At 52.8% G+C, this 16,711-nt stretch carries 12 protein-coding genes; 9 read left to right on the top strand and 3 right to left on the bottom strand.

The genetic code is table 11. From position 1 onward, the window contains the following. Positions 1-45: 45 nt before the first annotated feature. The gene (locus DWY25_RS00260) at positions 46-897 is read right to left on the bottom strand and encodes a DegV family protein (RefSeq protein ID WP_006060344.1); all 852 of its coding nucleotides are present in this window, start codon (positions 895-897) and stop codon (positions 46-48) included. 438 nt (positions 898-1,335) lie between these two features. On the opposite strand from DWY25_RS00260, the gene dnaE reads away from it, so the two are divergent. From dnaE to DWY25_RS00230, 5 genes are all read left to right on the top strand, one after another. Beyond that, positions 1,336-4,419, top strand: a complete 3,084-nt coding sequence (gene dnaE / locus DWY25_RS00255) for a DNA polymerase III subunit alpha (RefSeq protein ID WP_117892223.1) — start codon at positions 1,336-1,338, stop codon at positions 4,417-4,419. Positions 4,420-4,456: 37 nt separating this feature from the next. Then, positions 4,457-5,119, top strand: a complete 663-nt coding sequence (locus tag DWY25_RS00250) for a response regulator transcription factor (RefSeq protein WP_039865057.1) — start codon at positions 4,457-4,459, stop codon at positions 5,117-5,119. Then, a complete protein-coding gene (locus DWY25_RS00245; RefSeq protein WP_117892221.1) occupies positions 5,109-6,578 on the top strand; it encodes a sensor histidine kinase in 1,470 nt (489 codons plus the stop codon). Before DWY25_RS00250 ends, DWY25_RS00245 begins: the two co-directional genes overlap by 11 nt. Beyond that, positions 6,560-7,261, top strand: a complete 702-nt coding sequence (locus tag DWY25_RS00240) for a tRNA1(Val) (adenine(37)-N6)-methyltransferase (RefSeq protein ID WP_117892218.1) — start codon at positions 6,560-6,562, stop codon at positions 7,259-7,261. The genes DWY25_RS00245 and DWY25_RS00240 overlap by 19 nt, the downstream gene beginning before the upstream one ends. Positions 7,262-7,659: 398 nt before the next feature. Next, positions 7,660-10,419 (top strand): glucosaminidase domain-containing protein, encoded by a 2,760-nt coding sequence (locus DWY25_RS00230; RefSeq protein ID WP_181981620.1) that lies wholly within the window; start codon positions 7,660-7,662, stop codon positions 10,417-10,419. A gap of 51 nt (positions 10,420-10,470) precedes the next feature. On the opposite strand, the gene DWY25_RS00225 is transcribed toward DWY25_RS00230, so the two are convergent. Further along, positions 10,471-11,016: a TetR/AcrR family transcriptional regulator gene (locus tag DWY25_RS00225; RefSeq protein ID WP_181981619.1), complete on the bottom strand. Its 546-nt coding sequence runs from the start codon at positions 11,014-11,016 to the stop codon at positions 10,471-10,473. A gap of 158 nt (positions 11,017-11,174) precedes the next feature. Between DWY25_RS00225 and DWY25_RS00220 the strand changes: the two genes are divergently transcribed. Beyond that, the gene (locus tag DWY25_RS00220) at positions 11,175-13,064 is read left to right on the top strand and encodes an alkyl/aryl-sulfatase (protein ID WP_117892211.1); all 1,890 of its coding nucleotides are present in this window, start codon (positions 11,175-11,177) and stop codon (positions 13,062-13,064) included. 117 nt (positions 13,065-13,181) lie between these two features. Here DWY25_RS00220 and DWY25_RS00215 read toward each other — a convergent pair whose 3' ends face one another. Further along, positions 13,182-13,985 carry an amidohydrolase family protein gene (locus DWY25_RS00215; protein ID WP_117892209.1) on the bottom strand — a complete coding sequence of 268 codons (804 nt, stop codon included), beginning with the start codon at positions 13,983-13,985 and terminating at the stop codon, positions 13,182-13,184. 154 nt (positions 13,986-14,139) lie between these two features. Here DWY25_RS00215 and DWY25_RS00210 point away from each other — a divergent pair, with 154 nt between their 5' ends. Genes DWY25_RS00210 through DWY25_RS00200 form a run of 3 tightly spaced genes read left to right on the top strand, consistent with a single transcriptional unit; the run spans position 14,140 to position 16,706 of the window. Then, positions 14,140-14,508, top strand: coding sequence for a GntR family transcriptional regulator (locus DWY25_RS00210; RefSeq protein WP_072683373.1), 369 nt, complete (start codon positions 14,140-14,142; stop codon positions 14,506-14,508). Continuing rightward, positions 14,495-15,391 carry an ATP-binding cassette domain-containing protein gene (locus DWY25_RS00205; RefSeq protein WP_117892206.1) on the top strand — a complete coding sequence of 299 codons (897 nt, stop codon included), beginning with the start codon at positions 14,495-14,497 and terminating at the stop codon, positions 15,389-15,391. The genes DWY25_RS00210 and DWY25_RS00205 overlap by 14 nt, the downstream gene beginning before the upstream one ends. Continuing rightward, a complete protein-coding gene (locus DWY25_RS00200; RefSeq protein WP_117892204.1) occupies positions 15,372-16,706 on the top strand; it encodes a hypothetical protein in 1,335 nt (444 codons plus the stop codon). The genes DWY25_RS00205 and DWY25_RS00200 overlap by 20 nt, the downstream gene beginning before the upstream one ends. The last annotated feature ends 5 nt before the right edge of the window (positions 16,707-16,711 follow it).

Below are 16,711 nucleotides of genomic sequence, written 5' to 3'. Positions count from 1 at the left end.
AGTCTTCACGTTTTAAAGCAACAGAAAAGCCGTCGCGATTGACGGCTAATCCAGCTTTCTGAAATATTGAATCGCCTGTGTGTTCAAGCCGGTGTGAACGGCGACGACATTGACGAGCTTAATGATCTGAATTTCGGTTTTCGGGAAGGTGCGGCGCAGGATAGCGGCCAGCTGTTCGGCAGTCTGCGGCGCGTCGACGTGCGCGATGGTGATCGAATAATGTTCGTCGATGTTGTCTTCCTTCATGATCTGCACAGCCCGCTCCAGCGCACGGGTATAGGTTCTGACCTTTTCCTTGACGTCGATCCGGCCCTGGGTATGCTGATTGATCTCCAGAATCGGTTTAATCTTTAATAATCCCGCTAAGGTAGCGGCCAGCGGCGTCAGCCGTCCGCCGCGTTTTAAATGCTGCATATCGCTGGGCAGAATCAGCGTGTTGGTCGTGTCGATCACCTGCTGGCAGGCGGCCTGGATTTCTTCCATGGAGGCGCCGGCCTCGGCCATCTGCTTGGCAGTGCGGATCAGGTATTCCTGAACGACCGCCGTGACGTGCGTGTCGATTGTGATGATCGGCAGTCCAATCTGGTCGGCGGCTGTCTGCATCGCGCTGATCGTGCCGGACAGACCGCTGCAGATCGGGACGGCGAAGATCAGTTCCACCCCCTCAGCTTTTAACTGTTCAAAACATTCCTGGATCCGGCCCAACGCGGGCAGCGATGTCGCCATGACCTTCTGCTCTTGAAGCAGAGCGATCAGCTGATCCTTGTCAATGTCTTCCATATCCTGAAGACTGCGGCCGTCCACGCTGATCTGAAGCGGCAGGCTGATGATGCCATCGGCTGCCATTTCCGCCGCGGTTTTTCCGATGCCGCTGTCGGTAACAAAGGCAATTTTCATAGTTCCTCACTCCTTATATGCTTAATTTTAACGCGATCTGAATTAGAAGTAAACTAATATCCACTTACAGAATCGGCGGTTTGTCGACTTTGTGAGAAAGGGTGAATTTTGATTATGATCGCAGGCATGGAAAATTGACGAAGGTAAAAGGTTTATAAATAAGGAAGAGGAATTTTTGAAGAATGGACCAGGAGAAAAGGGGTAAATTTCAGGTTTCAATCAGAACTAGAAAAAAATTCAATTTGAAATTGACGAGGCTTGAGGAATCTCGTATAATTAACTCAAAAGAAAACAACAGCGTAAAAAAAGAAAACAATGCCTTTTAGATCCGAGGAAACAAGTAGGATAAATCGGCTGACGGAAGTTCCCGCTGAGTTGAAGCAGTGGCTGAGCGGGCCGCTTTATGGTAAAATAAAGTAAAGAAGGGAGTGCTGAAAAATGAGTGTTCATCTGCATGCGCGAAGTTGTTATACCTTATTAAACAGCACCCTGAGAGTGCCGCAGTTAGTCGCGCTGGCGAAACAAGCCGGTTATGAGGCGATTGCCTGCACCGACGAAAACGTGATGCACGGCGCGATGGAATTCTGGAAGTGTTGTCAAAGAGAACAGATCAAACCGATTTTCGGTTTGGAAATCCTGGTTAACATTGAAGAGGAAACGGTCGCCATGACGGTGCTGGCGCGGGATGACGAAGGCTTCGGCGGCCTGATGGCAGCTTCCAGCCGATTGTGCGACGGCCAGGACGCGCTGACGCTGGATCAGATTCAGCCTTATCTTGAGCATTGGGTGCTGATTGTCTATGGCGAAGGCGGTTTTGCCGAAAGCGAATTGATTCAGGAAGACCGCCGCGGGTTGGGCGATAAGCTGGGCTGGCTGAAGACGCAGCTGCCGTTGTTTTATATGGCGGTCTCGTTTAACGACGCCTCGTTCTGGAAATTGAAGAATATTTTATTAAAGCAGGTTTGCGCAGCGCAGGAAATTCCGACTGTCGCGTTGTCAAAGATTTATTATGGCCAAGCGGAGGATGCCCGGTTGTTTAAGATCGTCAACGGGATCCGGCTGTCCAAGACGATCAACGATAAAACGCTGCCGTCGGTCAACGGCCGCTATCTGCGCACCCCGGCGGAAATGGAACAGCTGTACGACGCCGAGGATCTGCAGGCGAGCGATCACATTGCTTCAATCTGCAATGTGACGATGACGCAGGCGAAGACGACGCTGCCGGCGTTTCCCTGCCCGCAGGGCGTTTCCTCGAAACAGTATTTAACCCAGCTGTGTCTGGCCGGCTTGAAGAAGCGGCGGCAGGGACAGCCTGAGGATCCGGCGTATCTGCGGCGGTTAAAATATGAGCTGGACGTCATTCTGACGATGCACTTTGAGGATTATTTTTTAATTGTCTGGGATTTTATCCGGTTTGCCCGCAAGGCGGGAATTTATGTCGGACCGGGCCGGGGCAGCGCGGCGGGCTCGTTAGTCGCGTATGTGCTGGGAATCACGCATGTGGATCCGCTGGAATACGGATTGCTTTTTGAACGATTTTTGAATCCGGAGCGAATTTCAATGCCGGATATTGATACCGACTTTCCGGATAACCGGCGCGACGAAGTGATTCAGTATGTCGCTGAAAAGTATGGCGAGAAGCATGTCGCGCATATCGCGACGTTCGGAACGCTGGGCGCCAAGCAGGTGCTGCGCGATGTCGGCCGGGTTATGGAGATTCCGCTGAGAGAAGTCGACATGCTTTGCAAAGCTGTGCCGTTTGGGATTAAGATGACGCTGCAGACGGCGATTCAGCAGAATCCGCGGTTTCACCAGATGGTCTATGCCGACCGGCGGTATCAGGAGCTGTATGAAACCGCCTTGCGGATCGAGGGCCTGCCGCGGCACGTTTCCACCCATGCGGCCGGGATTGTCTTTTCCCGCGCCGAGCTGGATCAGATCTGTCCGACAATCCGGATTGAAAACGACCTGCTTTCCACGCAGTACACGATGGAGCATCTGGAGGAACTGGGACTGATCAAGATGGACTTTCTGGGACTGCGCAACCTGACGATTATCGACGATATCGTTCAGCGCGTCCATCAGCGTCAACCCTTGAATATTATGAAAATCCCGCTGGACGACGCGAAAACCTACGCGCTGTTAAGGAAGGTTGACACCGTCGGTATTTTCCAGCTGGAATCGGAAGGCATGAAGAATCTCATCCGCAAGATGCAGCCGGCGTGTTTCGACGACATCGTCGCGACAATCGCGCTGTTCCGCCCCGGACCGATGGAAAATATCCCGGAATATCTGCGCTGCCGAACAGATCCGTCAGCCGTGCATTATTTGCATCCGGATCTCAAGCCGATCCTGGAAAGTACCTACGGCGTGATGATCTATCAGGAACAGATCATGCAGACGGCGCAGAAGATGGCGGGTTTCTCGCTTGCCCGCGCGGATGTGCTGCGGCGGGCGATGTCCAAGAAAAAGCTCAAGGAGCTGCAGTCGCTGCAGAAGGAATTCATCGGCGGCTGTATTCAGCAGGGCTATGAAGAAAAGCTGGCGAATGAGGTTTATGAATTGATTCTGAAGTTCGCCAATTACGGCTTCAATAAATCCCATTCCGTAGCGTATGGCCTGCTTGCCTATCAGCTGAGCTATCTGAAGGCTAATTTCCCGTTGGAATTCTATACTTCGCTGCTTAACAGCGTGATCGGCGCGGAAGGCAAGACGGCCGAATATATCGACGAATGCCGCCGGCATCAGGTTCAAATTCTGGGCCCGTCGGTCAATGCCAGCGACGTGCGTTATTTAATCGAGGGCGAAGCGATCCGCTATCCGCTGCTCGGCATTAAGAATATCGGCTCGGCCGCCTGCATGCAGCTGTTGGCGGAGCGGCAGGAAAACGGGCCGTTTCAGGATTACTACGATTTTGTCACGCGGATGCTGACGCGCAGGCTTAACCGGAAGATGATCGAAGCGCTGATCGACGCGGGGGCGCTGGACGAGTTCCACGCCAACCGTCAGAGTCTGCGTCTGTCGCTGGAAGAAGCGATCAGCTACGGCGATTTAGTGCGGATTGAAGTCGGCGGTCAGGTGCGGATTGACTTAGGTCTGGTATCCAAGCCGGTCATGGTGATGGCGAAGGAAGATCCGATCGAACGCAGCGAACGCGAGCGGGAAGCGCTGGGCTTTTATCTCTGCTCGCATCCGATTCTGCAGGTCAAAAAGAAATTTCAGATCCAGACCGAACCGTTAGTCCGGTTAATGGCGAAGGGCGGTTTTATCGAAGGCTTCGTTTACCTGCAGCGGGTGCGCCAGCATCGTACAAAAAAAGGCGATCTGATGGCGTTTGCGGTCGGCGTGGATGAAACCGCGCAGATCGACTTAGTCGTCATGCCGAGCATTTACGCCCGCAGCACGGCCTTTTTGAACAAAGGCCAGTACGTGTACTTCCAGGGCAAGATGGACAAGGAAGATTCCTGTCTTGTCAACCGGCTGCAGCCGCTGAACACGGATTTCACGCAGAATTCACAATAAAACGATACACTGTTGACCATAAGGAAGGATGATGCACATGGCCAGAATACTCATTGTTGACGACGAACAGATGATCCGCGAGGTCGTCCGGGAATACGCGCTGATCAACGGCTATGAAGTCGCGGAAGCCAGCGACGGACTGGAGGCGCTGGAATTAGTGGAGAAGGAAGATTTCGACTGCGTGATCCTCGATATCATGATGCCGAAGCTCGACGGCTTTTCCGCATGCAAGCAGATTAAAAAGATTAAGCCGATTCCAATCATCATGCTTTCGGCCCGTCAGGAAGAATACGACAAGCTGTTCGGCTTTGAGCTGGGCGTGGACGATTACGTCGTCAAGCCTTTCTCACCAAAGGAGCTGATGGCCCGCGTCAAGGTCATTCTGGAACGCTTCAAAACCAAGGATACCGAAGTCCTGCGCTTTGAAGGGCTGCAGATCAATATCGAGGGCCGCTCCGTCACGGTAGACGGGGAGAAAGCGAATCTGACGCCGAAGGAAATCGATCTGTTGTTATACATGGTTAAAAATAAGAATATCGCCTTATCGCGGATGAAGCTGCTGGAAGAAGTCTGGGATTACGACTATTTCGGCGATGACCGGACGGTCGATACGCACATTAAGATGCTGCGGCATAATTTAAAAGACTACCGCAAGTTCATCGTTACCGTCCGCGGAATGGGGTATAAGTTTGAAGCTTGATTTTCATGGTATAAAGTTTAATATCTGGCTGTATTTCATGTTGTTTGCGGCCGGACTTTTAGCTTTGGTCGGTGGGGCGCAGCTGCTTTTGATCAAGCCGTATTATCGAAGCAATAAGATTTCGGCGATCAAAGAGGTGGCGGCGACGATTCAGGAGTATGTCATTGACAATCAATGGCTGGACGAGGCGACGATCAAGAAAGCTTCGCAGTTTGCGATTAACAACAATGTCTGCGCTGTCGTTTACAACGACAGCGGCAACGTGGTCTACAATTCCGATTCGCTGGGGGATTCGTGTATTTTCAACCAGACGATTACCGTCGGTTCGACGCAGCTGCAGCCCCTGACCAACGGAAAAGCGATGCGCGAGCTGCTGCTGTTAAGCGACGGGGAACTCTCGGAAGTGCTGGCGAATCAGCGCAGTGATCAGGAAATGATTCTGTATGGGAAAATGGTGCAGGCCAATCTGGCGAATTTTTACCTGTTTGTCAACAGTCCGCTGGAACCGCTGGATTCCACGCTGACGATTTTTCAGGATCAGTTTTTCTTTCTGGCTTTTTTCGCGCTGATTTTATCGATTGTGATTTCTCTGTTTATATCGACAAAGCTGTCGCGGCCGATCGTGCAGATGAAGCACTCCGCCAACGAGCTGGCCAAGGGGCATTACGATATTCATTTTGAAGGCAGCTATTTCAGCGAGATCGACCAGCTGGCGGATACGCTGAACGATGCCACGCACAAGCTGAGCAAGGTTGACGAGCTGCGGCGGGATCTGATCGCCAACGTCTCGCATGACATCAAGACGCCGCTGACGATGATCAAGGCATATGCCGAAATGATCCACGATATCTCCGGCGATATCCCGGCCAAGCGCGACGAGCATCTGGACGTCATCGTGCGCGAGGTTGATTATCTCGATCATCTGGTGACCGACATGGCGGAGCTCTCGAAGATGCAGTCGGGGAGCTATCAGCTGAAGCTCGGTACGTTTAACTTAAGCCAGAAAATCCAGAACATCGTCACGCTGTGCCAGGTCATGATCGACGAGCATCATTATCAGCTGGTGATCGAATGTCCGCGGAATTTGATGATGACGGCCGATGAGGTCAAAATCAGCCAGGTTATCTATAATTTCCTGTCCAATGCTTTCAAGCATACGCCGGATGGAAAGAAGATCACGATCCGCGCGTTTGAAAAAAACGACTGGATTCAGGTTGAGGTGGAAGACGAGGGCGAAGGAATCAAGAAAGAAGATCTGCCGTACATCTGGGACCGGTATTACAAGATTGATAAAAAATATCAGCGGGCAACCGGCGGCAGCACCGGACTGGGCCTGGCGATCGTCAAGGCGATCCTGGACAGTCATCACGCGGAGTACGCGGTAGAAAGCGAGGAGGGTAAGGGCTCCCGGTTCTGGTTTAGGATCCGGCGCTCGGCAGAATGGAAAATCAAAATTTAACTGAAGAGGCGCGGCAGAACCTGCGCCAGGATTATCTGCCGAAGCTGAAGCTGCCGCTGTGGCAGCGCAAGGACATGTTCTGCATGAACACGGATACCGTGCTTTTGGGCGAGCAGATGGTTGTCAGAAAAGGCGAGAGCGTGCTCGATCTGGGCTGCAACAACGGCGCGCTGCTGCTGTACGCCTCGCGTTTTTCGCCGGGCTCCTTAACCGGCGTCGACCTGCTTCCCCAAGCGCTGGCCTTGGCGGCGGAAAACATGCGGATCAACGGTCTGGAAGCGGAACTGATCTGCGCGGATCTGGCGGAGTTCCGTCATCTGCCGTTTGATGTGATCGTTTGCAACCCGCCGTATTTCGCGACGCCGGATCCGGCTTCCGTCAACCCCAATCCTTTTTTAGCGACAGCCCGGCATGAAGCGGGCTGCACGCTGGAAACGCTGTTTGCGGCGGGCGGCCGATTGTTAAAAGACAAGGGCCGGTTCTATCTGGTTCACCGCGCCGACCGGCTGGCGCAGATCATCGCGGCACTGCAGAATTCGCCGTTAACGCTGCGCGAAGCGACGCTGGTGTTTGACCGCCGCACCCGTCAGGCCACGGCGGTGATCGCCGAGCTGCGCAAGGGAAAGCTCGGCCCGGTACGTTTCCGCGAACCGTTGTGGCGGCCGGAATCCGATCAGGAATAAAGTGAAGACGTCAGCTGAAAAAAGCCGGCGTTTTTTGTTTCTGGAAAAGATCGCGTCCCGGTGTGGCGTAAATGTCGCTCCTATCCTGGAAGACCGAAAAAGAAAAATATTAAAAATGAGAATGGAGAAAAAAATGATCTCTGAAATGATTTCAGACCAAAAGCTTGAAAGGAGTCTGGTTGAAACTGAGGGGAGGCAGCGCATTCCTGCAGGTCAGCGCGCAGAACCTGCGCTTTCTTTTTCGCTTTGTAGTTAGCAGGAGGCGGCTAAAGAAACAACAATTCGTTCATTCCGACCTGAAATTGAAAGAAATGGCAGCGCGGTCGGAGTTGATTTCAGACGCTAAAACTTTTACAATGAATCTAAGCGAGTTCCCCCTAGCTTTCAGGAGGTCAAAAATGAGAAAACAAGGAAAAAAATGGGCGGTGTTTCTTTTGTGCTGCCTGTTGCTGCCGGTAACGCCGGTCAAAGCGGAAACGACGGTGATCGAAGTTGTTGATTACCGCGATGGACAGGAAACTGTCCTGCAGACGTTCAGTACTGTGAAAAGCGCGGCGGATTATTATGCCAAGCACCGGGATGACGCCAGCGTCGCCAATCTGGGCGTGCGGCAGGATGGGAAGCTGATCGCTTTGGATCAGGGGATCGTCTTCTTCGCCTCGGAAGGCTGCAAGGTCAACACGGAATACAAGGATGCCGACACGGGCAATGACGGCTATCTCAACGGATGCTACGGCGCCGACGGTGCGGCGCTGGATACCGATTTCACACGCATGCAGGTGGATTTCAAAATTTCCGGCGTGCGCGGCCGGGTGAAGCTGGCAGAGGTGACGCTGGTTCCGCTGGATCAGGCTGGCAATTTAAGCAGCTATACGATCCGCGACGGCCGGCTGTATCATCAGATCCGTCAAAGTCAGTCGTCTTCGCGCTATGCGACGATGATCGATCTGGGGCCGGTTCCGGCATATTTGAGCAGTGCTGCCCAGCTTTACAGCTATGACGGTCACTACTTCTATGAAGATCCGGCGGTGATGCTGCAGGATTATCGCAAGGGAAGCACCGCGTCGTCAGTCAATCCCGCCGAACCCTTTTATTTTTATTATCAATATTTATCCCATCGGTCCTTGTCCTTTTACACGGAAGCGGAACTGACGGATTATTTCCAGAAGACGCTGGGGATCGATCAGTCGATCGTTTCCTATCAGGACCGCGACCGCAATTCCGTTCACGATACGCTGAACCAGTCGCTGTATTATGGTGAGGAAGGCGCATTCCTGCAGGCGCAGTCGCTGTATGGGTCCAATGCGTTAATGATGCTGGCGCTGTCGATGAACGAATCGGCCAGCGGCCGCAGTTCTCTGAGCTTTACGCGCAACAATCTGTTCGGCCACGCGGCGTATGACAGCGACGTCGAGGCCAACGCCAAGCGCTATTTCAAGTTAAGCAGCTCCATTTTATCGCATGCCAAAACCTATGTTTCCGCCAGTTATCTCAATCCGAAGAAGTTCCAGTATCACGGCGGATTCTTCGGCGACAAGGCCAGCGGGATGAACGTCAGCTATGCTTCTGATCCGTATTGGGGTGAGAAAGCAGCTTCCTATTATATGCAGCTGGACGAAGCGATGGGATTGAAAGATCTGAACCAGCTGACGCTGGGTATTCATACGGAAAACACCAGTCTTAAAATTCTGAGCGAACCCGCCGCTTCCGCAGAAGTACTCTATACGACAGGGAAGACAGCGCCGCTGGCGCTGGTGTTATTGGAAAAGCTTGAGAATGGAGAAGGCACATGGTATAAGGTGCAGAGCGAAGCTGCGGTGGCGGAAGATTTTACCTATCGCTTTGAAGACTGCATCGGTTATCTGCCATCATCCAGTTTTCAGCTGATTTTAAACGCGGACCGATTGAATACGCTGCAGCTGAAATCCGCGGTCTTTGACGCGGGTGAAGGAACATTCCCGCAGGGCGGCAGCCGGATCGAAATCGATCTGTTGGAAAACAGCGAGCCGTATGCGCCGGAACCGACCCGGGAAGGCGGCGTCTTTGTCGGCTGGCAGGAAAACAACGGCGTTTATACGGCTGAATATAAGGAAATCCAATCCATTTCGATGATTTCGCTGCCGAAGCAACAATTTGCGAGCGGTTCGCGTATCGATCTCAAAGAGGGATCAGTCCTGGTACAGTATGCCGATGGAACGCAGGAAGAGAAGCCGCTGACCAGCTCCATGGTGAGCGGATTTGATATGAACGCCGACGGGCCGCAGACAGTCACGGTGAGCGTCGGCACAGCGACGACCAGTTACGATATTAAGGTGTCCGAGCCGCTGACCCAAGCCCAGGATGCGCTCAAAGAGGATCTTCAGGCGTTGATCGACGCGATTGATCCGGCGGCGGTCACGGAGCAGCAGAAGACTGATTTGATCCAGCTGAAGCAGCGGCTGGACACGACGGAGGTTTCGGCCTGGACGATCGCCCAGATCCGTTCGCTGGATGCGCTGCTGAAACCGCTGCTGGACGGACAGCGCTCGCTGATCCTGAAATCCAAGGACAGCCAGTTCGCGGTTTCCGGACTGAGTCTGGCGCTGCCGCAGAAAAACCCGGGACAGAAAAAAGGTATCCCGGACACCTACAAGCTGACGTTAAAAGAAACCGCACCGGAGGCGGAGGTCCAGGCCCAGGTGAAGACGATCGCCAGCGGCAACGGCGCGGAGATTGAACAATGGTTCAGCGTGTCGGGACAGAAGAACTATGACAAAAAGCTGACGCTGCGCACGCCTCTGTGCGTGACGATGAGTCTGCCGGAGGGCTGGGACAGCTCAAAGAAGGTAACGGTGTGGCGGTTGGAGGCGGGCGATGTCATCCAGATGCCGACGACGCAGAGTGCTTCAACGCTGACCTTCTCGACGGAAGCCTTAGGTCAGTTTGTGCTCGTCAGCCGTCAGACCGTAAACCAATATGAAGACGCGGCGCCGGTTGAGGTCATGACGATCGACCAGAACGGTTTAGACTGGCCGCAGCTGATGATCAAGGCGCTGGCAGCCGTGATCGCGCTGTTAGTCCTGTTTATCACCGTCCTTGTTTTACAACGGCGGGCGGATAAAAAACGCCGCCGGGCCCTGGCGAGAAGAGCGAAACGCCAGCGCGCCAGCCGCCGATAATTAAAAAAATCCGTGCCGGATGAATTTCAGAAGTTCATTCGCTGCGGATTTTTATTTTTTGCGGGATTGAAAGATGTTTTCATGAATCGCCCGGGTGATTACGGCAATCGCTTCGCCGACGTCCTGCTTCATCCCCAGATTGATCCAATCCTGAAGCAAGCCGACAATCGCATGCGTATAAAAACGCACGATCAGCCCCTGTTCCTTAGCGCTTAAATCCGGATGGCTGAGCTGCAGCTGCTGCCGCAGGAAGCCTTCGTAAATCTCGCGCAGGACCGTGCCTAAATTGACCCGCCCGTAAGTGTGCAGGGCATGCATCGTAAACGCCGGATCCTGCCGCAGCTGGGCGGCCGCCGCTTCCAGAGACCGCGCCCAACTCTCCCGCGTCAATAGCGGTTCGACAACGGGGATCAGCCGGCTTTTTAACAGGGCGTCCAGAATTTCGTACTTATCGGAAAAATGATAATAAAGCGTATTGCGGCTGACGCCGGCCGCATCGCTGATCTGTCCGATTTGCAGATCGTCCAGCGATTTCTTGCGCATCAAGTTTTCTACGGCGTTGAAGAGCGCCTGCCGGGTCAGTTCGGAAGTCGCCATCGGTCTCACTCCTTTTTCATTATTGTAACAAACCCCGGTTCCGCTGTCCAAATTCTTTTGGGCAAATTGAGAATCTGCCCAAAAATCAAACAGAACAGGAGAGTGCCCATGGACAAGCTGCAGTCCGTTTCTTATCATCAAGCACGGAGGGATAAGTTATGGAATACAACGATTTGTCAAAACCCGCAAGCGCGGCGACCTGCCAGATTCATCAAGCGATGAAGACGCTGCTGGATTTTGATGATCCGCATGAGAAAGAATGCGCACTGCGCAACTGTCTGAAAAAAGTAGAAAACCTGGAAATCAAAAACGCGGAAGGCGAAGTGATCTGGAGTCAGAGAATCGCCTGTCTGGATCAGGAACAGGAAGTGGAAATGATCAACCCAAGCCTGTACCGCAACGCCTGGCTGAATCATCAGACCGGTTTGTTCAAGGTTGCCGACGGAATTTATCAGGTCCGTGGCTACGATATGTCCAATCTGACCGTCATCGCCGGGGAAACCGGCTGGATCGTCTGCGATCCGCTGATCAGCTGCGAATGCTCAGCTGCGGCGCTGGCCTTAGTCAATGCCGTGCTTGGAACGCGGCCGGTTTCCGCCGTTGTGATTTCACATCCGCATCTTGATCATTTCGGCGGAATCAAGGGCATTGTCAGTGAAGAAGCGGTTCAAAACGGTTCGGTTCCGATCATTGTGCCCGAGCATTATACCGATTACGCCGCAAGCGAGAATGTCTATGCGATGAACGCGATGCAGCGGCGGGCCTGTTACCAGTATGGAACGGCGCTGGATTTTGGCGAAACCGGCGCGATCGCGATGGGGATCGGGATGGGGCAGTCGCGCGGGACGGTGACGTTTATCCGGCCTACGGATGAAATCCGGAAGACGGGGGAAAGACGGATCATCGACGGCGTGGAATTTATTTTCCAGATGACGCCGGAAACAGAATCGCCGGCGGAAATGTGTTGGTATCTGCCGCAGTTCAAGGCCTTATGGATGGCTGAACTGTGCAATGCGACGATGCATAATTTATATACGCTGCGCGGCACGCAGATCCGTAACGGCAATGCATGGGCGTTTGCGATCACGCAGGCCAGGGCGCTGTTCGGCAGCGAGGCCGAAGTGCTGTTTCAGGCGCATAACTGGCCGCACTGGGGGAATCAGGAAGTCAACGAAATTCTGGAGGAAACCGCGGCGGTGTACAAGTTCATCAACGATCAGACGCTGCTGTATATGAATAAAGGCCTGACGCCGAATGAAATTTCCCATACGATCCGGCTGCCGAAGTCGTTAGAAAAGGTGTGGACGACCCGGCCTTATTACGGTACGCTGTCGCACAATGCCAAAGCGGTCTATCAGCGCTATCTGGGCTGGTATGACGGCAATCCGGTCAATCTGAATCCGCTGCCCCCATCCGAGCAGGGGCAGAAGCTGATCGAGCTGGCCGGCGGCCTTGAGGCTGTGTTGGAACAAGCGGAAAAAGCACTGGAAAAGGGTGAATATCAATGGGCGGCGCAGCTGGCCAACGCCGTTGTCTTTGTCCATCCTGACCATCAGAAAGCCCGCTATCTTTGCGCGGATGCGTTGGAACAACTGGGCTATCAGGCTGAATCCGGACCCTGGCGCAACTGTTATCTCAACGGCGTGGACGAACTCCGCCACGGGGTAAAAACAGGCCGTCAGGCGAAAAACTCCGGGGATCTGGCCCGCTGTATGGACAGCCGCATGATGCTGGACTATCTGGGTATTCTGATCGACGGCGAACAGGCGGAGGACAAGGATATCAAGCTGAACTTGGCAATCACGGACACCCAGGAAAAGTTTTGCGTGCATCTGATTCACGGCGCTCTGTTAGTTTATCCGGAGCTTCACGAGAAAGATGCCCGGGCGACGCTGACGATGCCGCGTATGGGGCTGGCGGCCATGCTGAGCCGCAATGAGGATCTGCAGGCAAAGCTGATTCAGATCGACGGCGATCCCCATTGTATCGCGGAGCTGACGGAGACCATCACCGATTTTGACAAACGCTTCGCGATCATCGAACCGTAGCGCGGAAATGAAAAGAAAACTTGGCGAGGACAGGAGGCCTTTCAAACAGCGAAGGCCGCCTGCCAACCAAGTTTTTTTTGTTCGCTTTCCAAGATTTTTAACATTCCAGAATCAAGGTTAGAGATCAACACCCAGAACCCGCGCCAGATTGCCGCCCAGGATCCGCTGCTTTGCGTCTTCATCAATCGGCAGACGCAGGATTTCTTCGATCGCTTCCGTGATTTTTTCAGCGTTGTTGTAAGGAAAATCCAATCCGAACAGACACAGCTCATCGCTGGTCATGTGCAGCAGCGTCCGCACCTTCTCCTGGCCCAAATACCAGAAGCGGTTGCGGTCGTTGTCAAACACGCTCGTTAATCCGGCATAGACGTTGCATTTGCCGGTTTCTTCCGCGCGGTTGTTCAGGATGACGGCCAGCGCTTCGTTAAAGAAGCAATACCCGCCGACGTGTTCCATCGAGAATTTCAAGTCCGGAAAATTCCAGGCGACTTCGTCAAACAGCAGCGGCTGATAATCCTTGATCCGATGCCAGTGCACGCCGGTATGAAACGACAGGAATAATCCCGCTTCTTGCGCGGCCGCATAAACCTGGAACGCTTCCGGTCCGTCGATCGCAAATTTCTGGAAGGCCGGATGCAGCTTGATGCCTTTCAATCCCAGTTCGCGGATTTCTCTGACCTGTCCGGCCAGATCCTGCCCGTGGATGTCCACGACGCCGAAGCCCGTCAGCTCGGGATGGGCTTTTAGCTCTTCCGCCATCCACAGGTTTGGGTTATAGTCCAGACCCCATTCGTAAAACGGCGCGAAACAGACGCATTTCTCAATTCCTGTTTTATCCATGACTTCAAGCAAAGCGCTGACCGTTCCGTCTGCCCGCTGATCCCGGCGGAACACATGCGCATGATTGGCAAATATTTTCATAATCCGATTTCTCCTTCTGTTTAGATTATACAAGGCTGATGAAAAAAGAAAAGAGGAGGGAGGGAGAAAAGCGTCAATTCAGGATTGACATTTTTCACTTATAGTAATACAGTTAATACAGATAGTACAGATGATACAGATTGGAGGCGGGAGCTTGTTTCTGATCAATACGCAAAGCAACGAACCGATTTACGAACAGATTAAACGTCAGATCGTCCGGTTCGTGGAAGCCGGCGTGCTGCAGCCGGATGAGAAGTTGATTTCGGTGCGCTCGCTGGCCCAGCAATTAAATATCAATCCCAACACGGTGCAGAAAGCCTATCAGGAACTGGAAGCGGAAGGTGTGCTGTATACGCTGCCGAAAAAAGGGGTGTTTGTCCGCGGCCGGCCTGCGAATGGAAAAGTTTGCGGTGTGGAAACGGAAGTCCGGCAGCTGCTGAAGTTATGCCGCACACTGAAGATCAGCACGGACGAGCTGATCGAAATCATAAGGAAGGAAGGGGAAAATAATGTTGATTGTTGACAAGATAACAAAGTCGATTCAAGCGAAGGAAATCGTCAAGGATTGCAGCCTGAGCGTGCAGGCCGGTCAGATCTGCGGTCTGGCGGGACCCAACGGTGCCGGGAAAACGACGCTGCTCAACTGCATCGCGGGCGTGCTGGTGCCGGAAGCGGGACGGATTGAACTGGATGGTAAAGATCTGATTCATGAACCGCTGAACCGGAAAGCGCTGTTTTTGATCAGCGAGGACTTTGACGAAGGTCAGTTTTTCACGATTCGTCAGATGAAGGAATTTTACAGTATGTTTTATCAGCTCGATGAGGAGGAGTTCGCGCAGCATTTAAAGCATTTTCAGCTGGCGGAAAAGCTGCGGATCAGCAGCCTGTCGAAAGGTCAGAAACGCCAGGCGTTGTTTTCCATCGCGCTGAGTCTGGATCTGCGGTTATTGATGATCGACGAAGTGTTCGACGGTCTGGATTGGAACGTCCGGCGGTATCTCATGCGGTGTCTGACGGATAAGATCAGCGATGAATCGATGGGCGTGCTGCTGGTCTCACACAGTTTAAAAGAGATCAAGGGAATTTGCGATCATTGTTTCTTGATGAAGGATCAGACGATCGTCGCTCAGCAGGATCTGCTGGAGAATCATCTGTTTCGCGTGCAGCTGGTGTTTCTCCAGGAGCGCAAGCCGGATTTGAAGACGTTGGAAATCGTTCAGATGGAGCAGATCGGAAAGTGCTGGAACGCCGTTGTGCGCGGAGAGGAACAGGCGATCCGCAGTGTGATTGCCGGGCTGTCCCCGGCGCTGGCCGACGTTCAGCCGCTCAGTCTGGAGGATTATTTCAGCCTGATGACAGATTCGAGTTGGAAAGGGGTTGAGGAGAATGACGGAGAAGTATTTTGAATATTTGATGAAGCAATCGCTGCCGCTGTTTGCGTTGATTTTGATTTTTGGACTGTTGTTCTCGCTCGGTTTTATCAATCCGGATAATCTTCCGGCCTATTTGGCCATCATATCGCTGGCAATTCCGTTTCTGTTTCAGTTCTGGCAGTTCCGGCGAAAAACGGCGTACACCTATGGGGCGCTGCCGATGGATCGAAAGAAATTTGTCATTGTCCGGATCGGCGTTGTTTTGTTTCTGGTGCTGGTTCCGGCGATTCTTCTTCTGTTCGCGGTGGTCGTTCGCGAGAGCATTTCTTTTACCTCGATGATCTCGCTGATGTTGAACTGGATCTGCCATCTGTTTCTGATGACTTCGCTGAATTTGTTGATTCTGAGTGTCTGCCATTCAGCGGCGGAAGGGATCATCGCGTTAGCCGGATATCTCTTGTTACCGGTGACGATCCTTAATAATCTGTCTGATATCCTTCGTCAGCATCTTCTGTTTGGGTTTAACAGCCCTCAGTGGCTGGACTTTCTATCACCCTGGACCTATGGATTCAGTAAGATGAGCGGCGATTTTCAGGCGTTTTTAACCGGCGTTTTTACGGGAGAGCGCTGGGATGGAATGGAATTAGGATTTGTCTTTCTGATTGGTGCGGCGGCCCTGACGCTGACTCTGCGGTTAAGCCGGAAATTCCGCAATGAGGAGGCCGGGAAAGGCTTCCGCTCAGCAGGGGTGCTGCCGGTTTTATCCTCGGCTTATGCGTTTCTGCTGATGCTGAACTGCACGCAGGGTTTGCCGCGCAACCGCAGCTGGATTTTAATGGCGCTTCTGATGATTCTTGTTTATTTCGGCGGGCTGATGCTTTACCGGCAAAGCTTAAGACCGTTGCGTAAAGAGGTTGTTGGTTTTCTGGCGATGGGATTGATCGCGTGGGGGATGAACCTGGGGATTCGTCCGCTCTGTTACCGTCTTGAGAAACGAGAAATTCAAAAAATGAACGAAGTATCCATGGAATATTATTTATATAACGACAAGAGGATGATCCCCGAAAATTTGCTATGCAAGGTCGAAGTCGATCAGGTAAAGGATCCGTTAGTGCTGAACGAATTGCGGGGGTGGATGAAAACTTCGCTGGAAGGAATTTATCGAGATGCCAGCTATTATGAATATGATGACTGGAACGACGATGCTTCGCGGGCAATGCAGGTGCGTTTTCATGATTATAAAAATTTAACTTATTATAAGAATATCCCGGTGGATTTAATGTCGGGCAGCAAAGTCGTCCAGCTGTTTTATCAGCAGGATCTGCCGGAAGGCTGCCAGCCGCGATGATCAGC

It is taken from the genome of Holdemania filiformis (assembly GCF_003459085.1).
Taxonomy (GTDB): Bacteria; Bacillota_I; Bacilli_A; order Erysipelotrichales; family Erysipelotrichaceae; genus Holdemania; species Holdemania filiformis.
The sequence above is the reverse complement of the archived record's forward strand: the minus strand, read 5'-3'. Positions and strand labels throughout refer to the sequence as shown.

What these genes read in the sequence shown, in the direction of transcription:
- DWY25_RS00260 (WP_006060344.1), bottom strand. Translation starts at nt 897, where the DNA reads ATGAAAATTGCCTTTGTTACCGACAGCGGCATCGGAAAAACCGCGGCG.
- dnaE (WP_117892223.1), top strand. Translation starts at nt 1,336, where the DNA reads ATGAGTGTTCATCTGCATGCGCGAAGTTGTTATACCTTATTAAACAGC.
- DWY25_RS00250 (WP_039865057.1), top strand. Translation starts at nt 4,457, where the DNA reads ATGGCCAGAATACTCATTGTTGACGACGAACAGATGATCCGCGAGGTC.
- DWY25_RS00240 (WP_117892218.1), top strand. Translation starts at nt 6,560, where the DNA reads ATGGAAAATCAAAATTTAACTGAAGAGGCGCGGCAGAACCTGCGCCAG.
- DWY25_RS00230 (WP_181981620.1), top strand. Translation starts at nt 7,660, where the DNA reads ATGAGAAAACAAGGAAAAAAATGGGCGGTGTTTCTTTTGTGCTGCCTG.
- DWY25_RS00225 (WP_181981619.1), bottom strand. Translation starts at nt 11,016, where the DNA reads ATGGCGACTTCCGAACTGACCCGGCAGGCGCTCTTCAACGCCGTAGAA.
- DWY25_RS00220 (WP_117892211.1), top strand. Translation starts at nt 11,175, where the DNA reads ATGGAATACAACGATTTGTCAAAACCCGCAAGCGCGGCGACCTGCCAG.
- DWY25_RS00215 (WP_117892209.1), bottom strand. Translation starts at nt 13,985, where the DNA reads ATGAAAATATTTGCCAATCATGCGCATGTGTTCCGCCGGGATCAGCGG.
- DWY25_RS00205 (WP_117892206.1), top strand. Translation starts at nt 14,495, where the DNA reads ATGTTGATTGTTGACAAGATAACAAAGTCGATTCAAGCGAAGGAAATC.
- DWY25_RS00200 (WP_117892204.1), top strand. Translation starts at nt 15,372, where the DNA reads ATGACGGAGAAGTATTTTGAATATTTGATGAAGCAATCGCTGCCGCTG.